General features: G+C 67.7%; 14 protein-coding genes. 5 read left to right on the top strand and 9 right to left on the bottom strand.

The window, feature by feature from the left end; genetic code table 11:
• Positions 1-27 precede the first annotated feature (27 nt).
• A complete protein-coding gene (gene dprA, locus AC1ROX_RS18345) occupies positions 28-1,083 on the bottom strand; it encodes a DNA-processing protein DprA (protein WP_493127727.1) in 1,056 nt (351 codons plus the stop codon).
• A 60-nt stretch (positions 1,084-1,143) separates the two neighbouring features.
• On the bottom strand, positions 1,144-2,316 hold the full coding sequence (locus tag AC1ROX_RS18340) for an MFS transporter (protein WP_493127725.1): 1,173 nt from the start codon (positions 2,314-2,316) through the stop codon (positions 1,144-1,146).
• A 108-nt stretch (positions 2,317-2,424) separates the two neighbouring features.
• On the opposite strand from AC1ROX_RS18340, the gene AC1ROX_RS18335 reads away from it, so the two are divergent.
• A complete protein-coding gene (locus tag AC1ROX_RS18335) occupies positions 2,425-3,438 on the top strand; it encodes a putative 2-aminoethylphosphonate ABC transporter substrate-binding protein (protein ID WP_493127724.1) in 1,014 nt (337 codons plus the stop codon).
• 1 nt (position 3,439) lies between these two features.
• Here AC1ROX_RS18335 and plsY read toward each other — a convergent pair whose 3' ends face one another.
• The 5 genes from plsY to AC1ROX_RS18310 all read right to left on the bottom strand — a co-directional run bounded on the left by plsY (position 3,440) and on the right by AC1ROX_RS18310 (position 8,500).
• A complete protein-coding gene (gene plsY / locus AC1ROX_RS18330) occupies positions 3,440-4,048 on the bottom strand; it encodes a glycerol-3-phosphate 1-O-acyltransferase PlsY (protein WP_493127723.1) in 609 nt (202 codons plus the stop codon).
• A 9-nt stretch (positions 4,049-4,057) separates the two neighbouring features.
• Complete coding sequence (locus tag AC1ROX_RS18325; RefSeq protein ID WP_493127722.1) at positions 4,058-4,867, bottom strand: hypothetical protein; 810 nt, start codon at positions 4,865-4,867, stop codon at positions 4,058-4,060.
• A 59-nt stretch (positions 4,868-4,926) separates the two neighbouring features.
• Complete coding sequence (pyrC, locus tag AC1ROX_RS18320) at positions 4,927-6,273, bottom strand: dihydroorotase (RefSeq protein ID WP_493127720.1); 1,347 nt, start codon at positions 6,271-6,273, stop codon at positions 4,927-4,929.
• The gene (locus AC1ROX_RS18315; protein ID WP_493127718.1) at positions 6,270-7,235 is read right to left on the bottom strand and encodes an aspartate carbamoyltransferase catalytic subunit; all 966 of its coding nucleotides are present in this window, start codon (positions 7,233-7,235) and stop codon (positions 6,270-6,272) included. The genes pyrC and AC1ROX_RS18315 overlap by 4 nt, the downstream gene beginning before the upstream one ends.
• A 74-nt stretch (positions 7,236-7,309) precedes the next feature.
• Entirely contained in the window at positions 7,310-8,500 is a 1,191-nt protein-coding gene (locus tag AC1ROX_RS18310; RefSeq protein ID WP_493127716.1) for a citrate synthase, read from the bottom strand.
• A 99-nt stretch (positions 8,501-8,599) separates the two neighbouring features.
• On the opposite strand from AC1ROX_RS18310, the gene AC1ROX_RS18305 reads away from it, so the two are divergent.
• The gene (locus tag AC1ROX_RS18305; RefSeq protein ID WP_493127714.1) at positions 8,600-9,685 is read left to right on the top strand and encodes a citrate synthase/methylcitrate synthase; all 1,086 of its coding nucleotides are present in this window, start codon (positions 8,600-8,602) and stop codon (positions 9,683-9,685) included.
• A gap of 3 nt (positions 9,686-9,688) precedes the next feature.
• Here AC1ROX_RS18305 and AC1ROX_RS18300 read toward each other — a convergent pair whose 3' ends face one another.
• Positions 9,689-10,222 carry a hypothetical protein gene (locus tag AC1ROX_RS18300; RefSeq protein WP_493127712.1) on the bottom strand — a complete coding sequence of 178 codons (534 nt, stop codon included), beginning with the start codon at positions 10,220-10,222 and terminating at the stop codon, positions 9,689-9,691.
• 31 nt (positions 10,223-10,253) lie between these two features.
• A complete protein-coding gene (locus tag AC1ROX_RS18295) occupies positions 10,254-11,144 on the bottom strand; it encodes a phytanoyl-CoA dioxygenase family protein (RefSeq protein WP_493127711.1) in 891 nt (296 codons plus the stop codon).
• A 45-nt stretch (positions 11,145-11,189) separates the two neighbouring features.
• Between AC1ROX_RS18295 and AC1ROX_RS18290 the strand changes: the two genes are divergently transcribed.
• The 3 genes from AC1ROX_RS18290 to AC1ROX_RS18280 are packed head-to-tail and all read left to right on the top strand — an operon-like array spanning position 11,190 to position 13,049.
• Positions 11,190-11,822 carry a TIGR02466 family protein gene (locus AC1ROX_RS18290; protein ID WP_493127709.1) on the top strand — a complete coding sequence of 211 codons (633 nt, stop codon included), beginning with the start codon at positions 11,190-11,192 and terminating at the stop codon, positions 11,820-11,822.
• A 10-nt stretch (positions 11,823-11,832) separates the two neighbouring features.
• On the top strand, positions 11,833-12,651 hold the full coding sequence (locus AC1ROX_RS18285; protein WP_493127707.1) for an amidohydrolase family protein: 819 nt from the start codon (positions 11,833-11,835) through the stop codon (positions 12,649-12,651).
• Entirely contained in the window at positions 12,648-13,049 is a 402-nt protein-coding gene (locus tag AC1ROX_RS18280) for a hypothetical protein (protein WP_493127705.1), read from the top strand. Before AC1ROX_RS18285 ends, AC1ROX_RS18280 begins: the two co-directional genes overlap by 4 nt.
• The last annotated feature ends 13 nt before the right edge of the window (positions 13,050-13,062 follow it).

Raw genomic sequence — 13,062 nt, 5'->3', positions numbered from 1 at the left:
CTCAATAACCGGAGCTAAATCACTGATCTAAATCAGAGATACGCGGTTGCCCCGGTGCCTCTCCAGGCGGCCCTCCAGCTCCAGTGCCATGAGGACCTCCGCTATGGAGGCGGCGGACACTTGGCACCGGCGTACCAGTTCGTCAACCGCAGTGGGTACCGAGCCCAGGGCCTGCACGACCTGTGCAGTCGCTGTGTCTTCGGAAATTCGGGTAGGTTTCTCAAAGGGTTGTGGGGCAGGTTCGGGCTGGCCCAGGACGCTCAGAATATCGTTGGCATCGCGCACCAGAATGGCCCCATCCCGGATAAGGCTATTGGATCCGGCGTATCGCGGGTCCATCGGCGAGCCCGGCACGACGAACACCTCGCGGCCCTGTTCGGCGGCCCGTTGGGCGGTGATCAGGGAGCCCGACCGGGCCGCCGCCTCGATGACCACGATGCCGGCAGAGAGGCCGCTGACGATGCGATTGCGCCGGGGAAAGGCCCGGGCGATGGGCGGCGCGCCCAGGGCCACTTCACTGAGGATCAGGCCGCGCGCCGCGATCTCTTCCTGCAGGGAGGCGTTCTGCGGCGGGTAGACCCGATCGACGCCGCAGGCCAGCACGGCGATCGTTCCGGTGTCGAGTGCCGCCTCATGGGCGGCCGCGTCGATGCCCCGGGCCAGCCCCGACGCGATCACGAAGCCCGCCGCACCGAGCGTGGCGGCGAGTTCGGCGGCGAAATGGCGGCCGGCCAGCGAGGCCTCGCGCGCGCCGACGATGGCCAGGGTCGGCCGGCCGAGCAGGCCCGGCTCGCCGAGGGCGGAGAGGACGGGCGGGGCGTCCGGCAGGGCGGCCAGCGCGGCGGGATAGAGAGCATCACCGATGACTAGGAAGCGTCCGCCGAGGGCGGCGAGCGCCTGTTCCTCGCGCTCGATCCGGGCTTCGGAGACAGTCGGCACGGTGGCGCAGGCCGCGAGGGCCGAGCCGCAACTAGCCAGCGCCTCGTGGAAGGTGACGGGGCCGATGCGGGCGCTGCGCGCCAGCCTCAGCCGGGCGCGGCGTTCTGCCGGCGTGATCTCGATTTGAGGCGGACCATCGAACATGGGCTCGACGATAGGCGAGTGGTGTCACTCTGTAAAACAACCAGTAGTAGCAATCCGTCCCTAGGACCGGCTGCGACGGCTGAGCAACGCACCCAGTGCGCCGAGCAGGGCCAGCAGGGCGATGAGGGGGCCAAACCCCTCGAAGCCCACCCAGCCGATCATCGCGGCGCCCAGGGCGGCGGCACCGATCCAGCCGACGCTGGCCGAGGTGCCGTTCAGGCCGAGCACGGTCCCACGGACATCCTCCGGCACGGAGGCGAGGGAGGCCATGTAGGAGGGACGCCCCAGCGCATTCAGCAGCACGTAAACGAAGCCCACCGCCACCGAAACGGTCGGGCCGGGATGCCAGGTGAAGAGGAGCAGCGCGGCCAGGCCCGACAGCGCCATGGCGACCGCGAAGGTCAGCAACCGGTCGCGCAGCCGATCGGCGAGCTGGCCGCCCGCCACGGTGCCGGCGATGTTGCCCAGCGCGAACACCGCCAGCGGCGCTGCGAGTTCGAGCAGGGTCATGTTGTAGGTGACCTGCATGAAGGTCGCGAAGTAGACCACCGCGAGCCCGTAGCAGATGCGCTCGGCGACGCCGGTGCCCAGCAGGCCCAGCACCCGCCGCGAGAGCGCGGCCCGCATCGACGGGCGCGCGCCGCCGCGTGTGTGTCCCGCACTGCCGCGGCCGACGCTCAGGAACAGGCTCAACATCGCCGCAAGCGACAGGCCCGCGACACACAGGAGCCATCCACGCCAGCCGAAGACCGAGCCGACGGCGGCTGCCATGGGGATGCCGACGACAAGAGTGAGCGACTGACCGCTCATGACCCAGCCGAGCGCCCGGCCCCGCTGGCTGTCGGGCACGCGGGCGGAGACTTCGGCAAAGACGACGCCGGTGAAGGCGCCGGAGCAACCGCCGCCCACCGCCGCCCACACCGCGACCCAGAAGAAGGAGCCGGCCGCCGCCTGCGCCACCAGCGTGAGGGCAAGCGCAAAGGGTGCGGCGATCAGGATCGGCCGACGACCAAGAACATCCGACATCCAGCCGCCCAGCGCCGAGGTGATGCCCCAGGCGGTCGCCGTGAGGGAGACCAGGTTGGCAACCAGTGGCATCGCGACGTCGAGGTCGTGCGACATCTCCAGCAGGAACGGCGCGCGCGTGGTGCCGCTCGAGGTCGCCGCGAAGGACCCCAGGCAGGCAGCGCCGATCACTGCCCAGGGCAGGCCGCGGGACGAGGAAACACTCATGCGCCGCTGCTATGACAGGAATGGCGACGACCTGCACCGGCGGGATGGATATATGAGCCATGTGAGGCCGGGAGCTCGGCTGCGGCAAAAGCTTCGAGGAAACGGACGATGACGAGATGGTGGCTGGCGATCGTCGGCATGCTGGTGGCGTCGACTGCGACGGCGCAGGATCGCACGCGCCTCGAAGTCTATTCGACGCTCGAGATCGAGAACCTCAACGACTTCAAGAAGACGTTCGAAGCCGAGAACCGGGATATCGAGATCCAGTGGAACCGCGATTCGACGGGCGTGATCACCGCGAAGATCCTGGCCGAGCAGGGGCAGCAGCGCGCCGATGCGATCTGGGGCCTGGCGGTCACTTCGATGCTGATGCTCGACAAGCGCGGTCTGCTGGAGCCTTACGCGCCGAAGAACCTCGCGGCGATCAAGCCGGCGTTCCGCGATCCCGCCAATCCGCCGGCCTGGGTCGGCATGGAAGCGTGGGTTGCCGCCGTCTGCTTCAACACCATCGAGGCACCGAAGCTCTCGCTGCCCAGGCCGCAATCCTGGTTCGACCTGCTCGACCCGCGCTTCAAGGGGAAGCTGACGATGCCGCATCCGGCTTCCTCAGGCACGGGCTACTTCCATGTCTCGGCCTGGATCCAGATGTTCGGTGAGGCCAAGGCGTGGGAGTTCATGGACAGGCTCCACGAGAACATCGCCGTCTACGAACATTCCGGCACGAGGCCCTGCCGTCAGGCGGCGTCGGGTGAATTTCCCGTCGGCATTTCCTACGAGCTGGCGGCGGCCAGCGCCCGACAGAAGGGGGCCCCGATCGAGGGGCTGATGATGAAGGAGGGCGGCGGCTGGGACATGGATGCGGCCGCCATCCTGCGCGGCACGAAAAAGCCGGAAGCGGCGCGGCGTCTCATGGATTTCGCGGCAAGCCGCAAGGCGAACGAACTCTACGCCTCGTTCGTCAGCCAGGTCGCCATGGAAGGCGTCACCGGCAACATCCCCGACTATCCGGCGGGTGTGCCCGCTTCGATGATCAAGAACGACTTCGCCTGGGCGTCGGAGAACCGCACGCGTATCCTGGCGGAGTGGGCAAGGCGCTACGACGGCAAGGCCGCGAAGAAGTAGCTCAGGTCGCCTGCTTCTTGCCGCCGCCGATTTTGGATTCCGTGCCGTTGAGCAGTCGCGCGATGTTCTCGTGGTGGCGAACCCAGACCAGGGGCACAAGAAGCGTGAGCAGCATCGCGGCGCGGGGATCGGTAAGGAACCAGGCCGCGATCGCGGCGATCACGACGCTGAGCAGCGCGGCCAGCGAGGAGTAGCGGAAGGCGGCGGCAATCAGCAGCCAGGCCGCGCAGGCGACCGCGCCAACCGGCCAGGACAGGCCCCACATGATGCCGAGCGTCGTGGCGACGCCCTTGCCGCCTTTGAAGCCCAGCCACACCGGGAACATGTGGCCCAGCACCGCGCCCGCGGCGGCGCCGACGGCGGGGATCTGGCCAACCTGGTCGGCGATCAGCACCGCCACCACGCCCTTCAGCGCATCGAGCAGCAAGGTGGCCGCGGCGAGGCCCTTGCGGCCGGTGCGCAGCACGTTGGTGGCGCCGATATTGCCCGATCCCACGTTGCGGATGTCGCCGAGACCGGCCGCGCGCGTCAGCAGCAATCCGAACGGGATCGAGCCCATCAGGTAGCCCATCAGGAACGGACCCGCGAGCAGGATCAGCGTCGACAGCATCGTCGGTTCCTACGGGCTCAGCAGCCTGCAGTTGGTCGAATCGACATAGGCCGTGGTCGGCGGGCCGATCAGCTCGGTGGTGATCTGCTCGCCCGGCTGGATCAACACCGGACCGTAATAGGCGTCCTCCAGCGAGCGGTTGCCGTTCATGAAGGTGCAGACCGCCTGTGTGTCCATGGCGCGCTGGGTGTTCGACTTCAGCACGATCGTGACCTGCCAGTAGCGCGACGGGCCGTAGGTCAGGTTGTTGGCACCGATGGTGACCAGCGGCTGCGGCGTCGAGAAGGTCGGCACCGGGCGCGGCCCGCTGCGGCGCACCTGCGGCTGCGGCTTGGGGCCGATGGCTTCCGGCGGCCGGTAGGTCGAGGCGCTCGGGTCGAATGCGGCATTGGGATCGTAGGGCGCGGCCGTCGGCCCGGTGGGCGCCGGCGCGCCGAGCGGCTGCGGGCCGCCCAGGCTTGCCGTGCCGCCGCCAGGGACGCCGAGCGGTTGGGGCGTGAGCGGCGCCGAGCTGATCGAGGAGCCGGTGCTCGGCATGGTCGACGGAGGTATCGGCGTGGGGGCTGCCTGCAAGGGCGTCGGTGTCGGCGCTGGCGTCGGCGTCGGAGTTGCGGGGGCCTGCACGCCGCCAACCTGCGTCTGCAGGCGGTCGTAGCAGGACAGGCGTGCCTGGGTTTCAGTCATCTCGCCGCAGATCTGGATATGCCGCGTCAGCGTGTCGAGCAGGTCGTCGCGCGACCCGCCGCGCGGCTGGGCGTTGGCCGTGCCGGCGAGCGCGACGGTCGCGACGCCGAGAAGAAGTGAGTGCCGGAGCATCATCGGTTCCCCGTTGAAAGACGAAACGACCATATCAGACCAAGTGGCCGTTTGAAGGCGCGTCAGGCGGCAACCGCTGTCGCAAAACTGTCGTCGCGGTAGATCGTCCGGCCGCCCACGATGGTCGCCATGACGCGGCCCTGGACCGGGCGCTCGTCGAACGGCGAGTTCTTGGTCTTGCTCCAGAGGTCGTCGCGATCGATCTTCCAGGCATAGTCGGCGTCGAAGACGACGAGATCGGCCGGCGCGCCCTTGGCGAGCTTGCCGGCCGGCAGGCCGAACAGCGACGCGGGCGTGCTGGACAGGAGCTGGAAGAGACGCGGCAGGGTGAGATGGCCGCCATGGACCAGCTCCAGCGAGATCGGCAGCAGCGTCTCCAGGCCGATGCCGCCCGGCTCGGCCTGCGCGAAGGGCACGCGCTTGCTGTCGGGATCCTGCGGCCGGTGGTCGGAGACGATGGCGTCGATCGTGCCGTTCTTCAGCCCTTCGACGACGGCCAGGCGATCCTTCTCGGCGCGCAGCGGCGGCACGAGCTTGCCGAAGGTGCGGTAGTCGCCGACCGCGAGATCGTTCAGCGCGAAGTAGGGCGCGGCGGTGTCGCAGGTGATCCTGAGGCCGCGCGCCTTGGCGGCGGCAATCACCTCGACCGACTCCGCCGTCGAGATCTTGGTGAGGTGCAGGCGGCCACCGGTCATCTCGGCCAGCCTGATGTCGCGCTCGACCATCATCACTTCGGCGAGCGGCGGAGAGCCGGAGAGGCCGAGCCGGGTTGCCATCGCGCCGCTTGTCATGACGCCGCCGGAGAGGGTGGGTTCCTGCGGCAGGTGGACGATCAGCGCGTCGAAGGTCTTGGCGTAATAGAGGGCGCGACGCATCACCTGGGCATTGCCCACGGCGTGGTCGGCATCGGTGAAGGCCACGGCGCCGGCCTCGGTCAGCAGGCCGATCTCGGCCAGTTCCTTGCCTTCGAGACCCACGGTCAGCGCGCCATAGGCGTACATGTTCGCCAGCTTCACCTGACGGGCACGGCGCGCGACGAACTCGATCAGCGAGGCATCGTCGAACGGCGGCTCGGTATCGGGCAGCAGCACCATCGAGGTGATGCCGCCGATCGCAGCCGCGGTGCCGGCGCTTTCCAGCGTCTCCTTGTGCTCCTCGCCGGGCTCGCCGGTATGGACGCGCGTGTCGACGATGCCGGGCGCGAGATAGAAGCCGCGGCAGTCGACCGACTGGATGCCGTAGGGCGCGCCGGAGGCGAAGAGGTTGGGACCGTAATCGGCGATCCGGCCGTCGCTGATCAGGATGGCGCCGAGATACTCGGTGCCGGCCGTCGGATCGACGATGCGGGCGTTGATGTAGGCGGTCGAGCCGGCATGCGGCAGGGCGGCCTTGTCGATCTTCCCGCTCATTCCACGTTTCCGAACTGGTTGCGGTTGCCGCCGATCAGCGCGTCGAGGCAGGCCATGCGGACGGTGACGCCCATCTCGACCTGCTCGTGGATGACGCTGCGGTCGAGATCGTCGGCGACTTCCGAGTCGATCTCGACGCCGCGGTTCATCGGACCGGGATGCATGATCAGCGCGTCGGGCTTGGCATATTGCAGCTTGGCGCGGTCGAGGCCGAAGAAATGGAAGTATTCGCTGATCGAGGGCACGAACGAGCCCTGCATGCGCTCGGTCTGCAGGCGCAGCATCATCACGATGTCGACGTCCTTCAGGCCTGTCTTCATGCTGTAGTGGACTTCGACGCCCATTTTGTCGATGTCGGTCGGCATCAGGGTCGGCGGACCGACCACGCGCACGCGGGCGCCCATGATCTGCAGCAGGTGGATGTTCGACCGCGCGACCCTGCTGTGCATGATGTCGCCGCAGATCGCCACGAGGAGACCTTCGAGACTGCCGCGTCGTCGCCGGATGGTGACCGCGTCGAGCAGCGCCTGGGTCGGATGCTCGTGCTGGCCGTCGCCCGCGTTGATGACGGCGCAGTTGACCTTCTGCGACAGCAGATTGACGGCGCCCGACTCATGATGACGCACGACGATGGCGTCGGGCCGCATGGCGTTCAGCGTCATCGCCGTGTCGAGCAGGGTCTCGCCCTTGCGCACGGAGGAGGTGGCGACATCCATGTTGATGACGTCGGCGCCCAGGCGCTTGGCCGCGACCTCGAAACTCGTGCGCGTGCGCGTCGAATTCTCGAAGAACAGGTTGATGATGGTGCGTCCGGCCAGCATGTCGCGCCGTTTAACGACGGACCTGTTCTGGTCGATGTAGGTTTCGGATAGGTCGAGCAAACCTGAAATTATTTCAGGCGAAAGACCTTCGATGCCGAGAAGGTGGGGCAACCTCGGCACGCCCGCGCGATTGTTTGTCACTAAAGCGCGACGTTAAGCACGCACGCGCGGACCCCGCAAGGAAGCGTTTTGGTGGATAACCGACGGGGCTCAATTCAGGCGCCAGGACGCGGTCCCGTATAGCGCGCACGAGGCCGAATCAGCGCACCGTGTGCGGCTTGCTCGATGGCATGGGCGATCCAACCGACCGTACGTCCCAGAAGAAACAGCGCCAACGCCGAGTCTTTCGGCAGAGCAAGCACGCGTTCCAACGTGACCGTCGCGAAATCGACGTTGGGCTTGCGGTCGATCTGCTGCTCGACGGCAGATGCCACGCGCTCGGCGAAGGCCAGCTCTGCGGAGCCGGGCGCCAGTTCTCGCATCATCGCGAAGAGGGCGGCCGCGCGGACATCGCCGTCGGGATAGAGCGGGTGGCCGAAGCCGGGGACGTAGATCCGTTCGCGTACCCGGCGGGCGAGTTCGGCATCGATGTCGGCCACTTCCTTGAGGTCGAGCAGCAGACGCGCCACGCGCCGCGTCAGGCCGCCGTGGCGCGGGCCGTTGATCGCCACCAGTCCGGCCATGGTCGAGGCGTAGAGATTGGCGCCGGTCGAGGCGACGACGCGGGCGGCGAAGGCCGAGGCGTTGAATTCATGGTCGGCCGACAGGACGAGCGCTGCGCGAATCAGCGTCGCGTGCTCGGCCGGCACGTTCCAGGCGGCGGCGACCTGCTCGTGGATCGGACTGTCCGACAAAGGCTGGCCGGTCACGGCTGCCGCGAGGAGACGCAGGATGCGCGCGCCGGTTTCGAGCATGGCGGCGCGATCCTCGACCCAGCTCGGATGATCCCAGCGGGACGCGGCCGGCAGGAGGACGAGGCAGGCATCGACCGGCGGCAGGGCCGCGGCGGCCTGCCAGGCGCTGCGCAGCGCCGCCGACATCGGCGGCAGGTTGCGCGCGGCGAAGGGCCGGTCGTCGCAGTCCCAGAGGAGCTGCGCGACCTGCTCCAGGGAGCTGTTACGCGCGAGCCGCGTCGCGTCCTGGCCGCGATAGAAGAGGCGGCCGTTCTCGATCAGCGTCAGCGACGATTCGAGGACGGGCGTGCCGAAGTCGAGCGCATTGGCGGCGATCGACTCGGCCTTGCGGCCGACGTCGCGGCGACGCTTCAGCTGGGCGACGTCGTCGGCTTTGTACCGCCGTTCACGCTGCCCGTTCGTGCCCTCGGAGCGCAGCAGACCGCGGCTCACATAGGCGTAGAGCGTGGCGGCGGAGACGCCGAGTCGCTCCGCCGCTTCCTTCGAACTCAACCATTCCGTTGCCATTTCTTATTATGGATTAAATGAGTCAATATTGACAATACATATACCGGATCGAATGTTGAGCCCGTAACAGCAAGGGGATTTGCGATGCTGCAGACACGGGTGGACAGCGGTCTCGACGGTGTGATCGTGGCCGATACGGTGATGAGCGAGGTGGACGGGGAGGCCGGCCGGCTGATCGTCCGCGGCCAGGCGATCGAGGATCTGGTCAAGACGAGGGGCTTCGAGGGCGTCGCCGCCCTCCTGTGGGACGGCTTCGCCCAGGGCGGTGGCGATGAGGCGGGCGTCCGGCAGGGCTTCGCGGCGGCGCGCGTCCGTGCCTTCGCCGAGGTGCCGAAGCTGCTGACGGCCACCAAGGGCCTCAATCCGGTCGAGGGGCTGAGGGTCGGCCTCGGCATGCTGGCCGATTCCGAGCCGATGCCGCACCACTATCTTGTCTGCGGCGCCCTGCCGGTCTTCCTGGCGGCGCTGCTGCGGGCTTCCGAAGGCAAGTCGGCCCTCGCGCCGGACCCGTCGCTCACGACGGCGCAGGATCTCTTGCGCATGATCCGTGGCAAGCGTGCCGAGGAGGCCTTCGAGAAGGGGCTCGACACCTATCTCGCGACCGTGACCGATCACGGCTTCAACGCCTCGACCTTCACCGCGCGGGTCGTCGCCTCGACCCGCGCCGGGCTGATCTCCTCGGTGCTGGCAGCGCTCTGCGCTCTGAAGGGCCCGCTGCATGGCGGCGCGCCGGGACCGGTGCTCGACATGTTCGACGAGATCGGCACGCCGGAGCTCGCCGAGGCGTGGCTGGACGATGCCTTCGCCAAGGGCACGCGCCTGATGGGCTTCGGCCATCGCGTCTACAAGAAGCGCGATCCCCGGGCCGACGTACTGAAGAACACGGTGGCGACCTTGCCGCAGACGGCGGGCCGGCTGGCCTTCGCCGTCGAGGTCGAGCGCAGCGCCATCGCTTCCTTGCGCAAGCACAAGCCGAAGCAGCGGCTCGACACCAACGTCGAATACTACACGGCGCTCCTGCTGGAAGCGCTCGAGGTGCCGCGCAGTGCCTTCACGGCCCTGTTCGCCGTCGGTCGCGCTGCGGGCTGGTGCGCCCACATCTTCGAGCAGGAGAAGGGCGGGCGTCTGATCCGACCGCAGTCGACTTACGTCGGGCCGCGGCCGCAGTAGGCCTTACGCCCGCCGGACAGTGGCGCCGCGCCAGGTACGGGCGCGCGTTCCGGCGGCGTCGAAGACCCACAGAATCACGTCGGCGCCGACCGACGTGAAGGTGGCGGTGAAATAACGCCGCCAAAAGCTGCCGTCGGCGTGGGTGAACAACGCCTCGGTGGCGAGCCGATTCGGCCGCACCGTCAAACTCGCGGAGCGCGGCATCGCGCGCGCATCGGCCGAACCCAGCAGCGCCACGCCGTCGGTGACGGGACCGAAGACCAGCGTCTCGCCGCGCTCGTCGGTTTGCATAGGCCCGCTGTCGATGCGCAGCCAGACGGCGGCATTGCCGTCGACGGAGCGCACCGCGAAGTGAACGGCAAAGGATGTGCCGTCATCGTATTCCTCCCGCGGCACCTTCGGGGTCGGGACGATGTCCTCGAGCGGGATCGAGCGATAGAAGCGGGCGGTGCCGGAATAGGTGCCGAGCCAGTCGGCCCATTGGGCGGATTGAGCCCGCGCGGATGCTGTGGCGAGCAACGTACCGGCGGCAGCCAAGGCGCTCCGCCGCGTGATCATCACGGCCGGACTAGCCGGCAACGGCGGCCTTCTCTTCGTAGGTTTCGAAGAACCGGCGGCCCGAGCCGCGCTGGTTCTCGTAGATCGAGCCCTGGTGATCGGCCGGCGGCAGGGGCATGCGAACCGGAGCGGGACGCACGCGCGGCTCGATCGTCGGTTCGCCCAGCACCATGCGGCTGTTGAACTCGTCGAAGTTGGCGACACCCATCAGCGGCCAGGCATCGGCGGCGGCGTATTCGTGCAGCAGGAGACGGCGCTGGCGATTGGAACGGTTGAGCGCCGAGCCGTGCACCAGCCGCGCGTGATGGATGGTCATCGAGCCGGCCGGGCCCATCAGCGGCACGGCCTTGTTAACATCGACGCCGCTGGCCTCGGGATCGAAAGCGCCGCAGAAGCGGCCGTTGGCATGATGGTCGTGGACCGGGCCGTGATGCGTACCCGGCACGACCATCAGGGGGCCATTGGCCTCGTCGCAATCGTCGAGATAGATGCCGATCGCCAGCACGTCGTCGTTGCTGTGCGGATAGAAAGCCCAGTCCTGGTGCCACTCCACCGGCGAGCCGTAGCCCGCCGACTTCATGTTGAGCTTGCCGCCATGCAGGCGGATGGCGGGGCCGATGAGTTGCGACAGGAGGGACGTGATCTTGGGATCGCGCGCCAGGTCACGGAAGAAGGCATGGCGCTTGAACATGGCGGGCTTCAGCCGGCGCACGCGCGGCATCGTGGCGCTGTGGCTGGGCTCCAGATCGTAGAGCTCGTCGTTGGCCGAGACGCCACGCGCCTCGGAGACGAGCCGGTCGGTGAGGGAGCGCAGCTCGGCCAATTGCTCGCCCTCGATCAGGCGCGGGATGACCAGATAGCCGTCGCGGCGATAGGCCTCGATTTGTCGTTCGGTCAGCATGCGGAAAGCATAGCACGTGACGCCCGCATCATCGATAATCGCCGTATGACGAGCCGTGCCCTGTTTCCGACCCTTGTTTATCGCGAATCGCTCGTCGACCGGCGCTGGGGCCGCTTCAACCAGGATCTCGCCGACGAATGCCAGTCGCTCGCGGCCTCGGACGCCGCGGGGCAACGCTGGTCGGCCAAGCACTATCTCGGCGGGTACACCTCCTATGGATCCCTGGACCGCCTCCACCTGATCTCGTCGTTGTTCGAGCGGCTGCGCCGGCGCATCGACCCGCATGTGAAGACCTTCGCCCGCGATCTGCACTACGATCTGTCGGGCCGGACGCTCGCCATGACCGACTGCTGGGCCAACGTCATGCCGGCCGGCACGGTCCATTCCATGCACCTCCACCCGACCTCCTTCATCAGCGGCACCTATTACGTGTCCGTGCCGAGGGGGGCAGGGGCGCTCAAGTTCGAGGACCCGCGGCTCGCCCATCAGATGGCAGCACCGCCGCGTCGTGTGGATGCGCCGGAGGCCTATCAAGCCTTCGTGAACGTCGCGGCACATGACGGCGACTTGGTGCTGTTCGAGAGCTGGCTGCGCCACGAGGTACCGCCGGCACACTTTTCCGGCGAACGCATCTCGATTAGCTTCAACTATGCCTGTCCGCCCAAGGCCGGTCGCTGAAGGAACAACGATGCGCCTCTTCTCTCTCGTCCTTGTCCTGATCGCTGCCGCCGGCGTCTCCACCGTGAGGGCGGCCGACGAGCTGCCGATCTTCGACGCGCACATGCACTACAGCCACGACGCCTGGTCGGTCGTGCCGCCGAAGGAAGTGGTCGAGATCCTGAAGAAGGCGGGCATCAAGCGCGCGATGGTGTCGAGCTCGAACAACGAGGGTACCAAGATGCTGCAGGACGTGGCGCCGGGCACCATCGTGCCGGAGCTGCGGCCCTATCGCTCGCGCGGCGAGATCTCGACCTGGGCCAAGGACCCGACCTTGATCCCGTACCTCGAAGATCTCCTGTCCAAGCGCAAGTACATGGCGATCGGCGAGTTCCACATCTACGGCGCCGATGCCGACCTGCCCAACGTGCGGCGCGTCGTCGAACTGGCAAAGCAATATGGGCTCTTCCTGCACTCGCATTCCGATGCCGATGCCGTGACGCGGCATTTCCAGCAGGACCCCACCGCCAAGGTCCTGTGGGCGCATTCGGGTTTCGAGCGCCCCGAGAAAGTCCGCGAGATGCTGCGCCGGTATCCGACGCTGTGGTGCGATCTCGCCTTCCTCACGTCGCATGTCTCCAACGGCAAGGTGGCGCCGGGCTGGCGTGAGCTGTTCATCGAGTTTCCCGACCGTTTCGTGCTGGGCAGCGACACCTTCACGCCGGAGCGCTGGCACTATGTGATCGAGAATGCCCGCTGGTCGCGGCAGTGGCTCTCGGACCTGCCGCCCGAGGTCGCGCGCAAGATCGCCTATGAGAACGGCGACCGGCTGTTCGGAGGCGCGCAATGAAGCTGGCCGCCGCGTTGCTGGGACTGTGCCTGGCGACGCCGGCCTGGGCGGACTGTCCGCTCGATCTCGGCCGCGGCACGGGCTGGGTGGTCTATTCCGATCACTACCTGATGGCGTTCCGCCCCGATCCGCTGCGCATCGAGGTGGGCGAGCCCTTCGCGCTTGTCCTCAATGTGTGCACCAAGAGCGGCGATCCGGCCGAGTTGCTGGCGGTCGATGCCAGCATGCCCGAGCATCGCCATCTCATGAACTATCGTCCCAGCATCGTGTCGAAGGGCGACGGCCGCTTCCGGGCCGAGGGAATGCTGTTCCACATGCCCGGCCGCTGGGAGATCACTTTCGACGTGCGCGCGGGCGAGGAAAGCGAGCGCCTGACGCACGACATCATCCTCAAGTGACAAGGCTCCTGCT

The sequence above is a fragment of the Reyranella sp. GW821-FHT14A01 genome (assembly GCF_058803965.1).
This window is presented reverse-complemented; position numbering and strand designations above follow the sequence as displayed.

Coding starts and splice junctions, on each gene's coding strand:
- AC1ROX_RS18325 (WP_493127722.1), bottom strand. CDS start 4,867: ATGATGCTCCGGCACTCACTTCTTCTCGGCGTCGCGACCGTCGCGCTC.
- pyrC (WP_493127720.1), bottom strand. CDS start 6,273: ATGAGCGGGAAGATCGACAAGGCCGCCCTGCCGCATGCCGGCTCGACC.
- AC1ROX_RS18335 (WP_493127724.1), top strand. CDS start 2,425: ATGACGAGATGGTGGCTGGCGATCGTCGGCATGCTGGTGGCGTCGACT.
- AC1ROX_RS18280 (WP_493127705.1), top strand. CDS start 12,648: ATGAAGCTGGCCGCCGCGTTGCTGGGACTGTGCCTGGCGACGCCGGCC.
- AC1ROX_RS18290 (WP_493127709.1), top strand. CDS start 11,190: ATGACGAGCCGTGCCCTGTTTCCGACCCTTGTTTATCGCGAATCGCTC.
- dprA (WP_493127727.1), bottom strand. CDS start 1,083: ATGTTCGATGGTCCGCCTCAAATCGAGATCACGCCGGCAGAACGCCGC.
- AC1ROX_RS18305 (WP_493127714.1), top strand. CDS start 8,600: ATGCTGCAGACACGGGTGGACAGCGGTCTCGACGGTGTGATCGTGGCC.
- AC1ROX_RS18340 (WP_493127725.1), bottom strand. CDS start 2,316: ATGAGTGTTTCCTCGTCCCGCGGCCTGCCCTGGGCAGTGATCGGCGCT.
- plsY (WP_493127723.1), bottom strand. CDS start 4,048: ATGCTGTCGACGCTGATCCTGCTCGCGGGTCCGTTCCTGATGGGCTAC.
- AC1ROX_RS18285 (WP_493127707.1), top strand. CDS start 11,833: ATGCGCCTCTTCTCTCTCGTCCTTGTCCTGATCGCTGCCGCCGGCGTC.
- AC1ROX_RS18295 (WP_493127711.1), bottom strand. CDS start 11,144: ATGCTGACCGAACGACAAATCGAGGCCTATCGCCGCGACGGCTATCTG.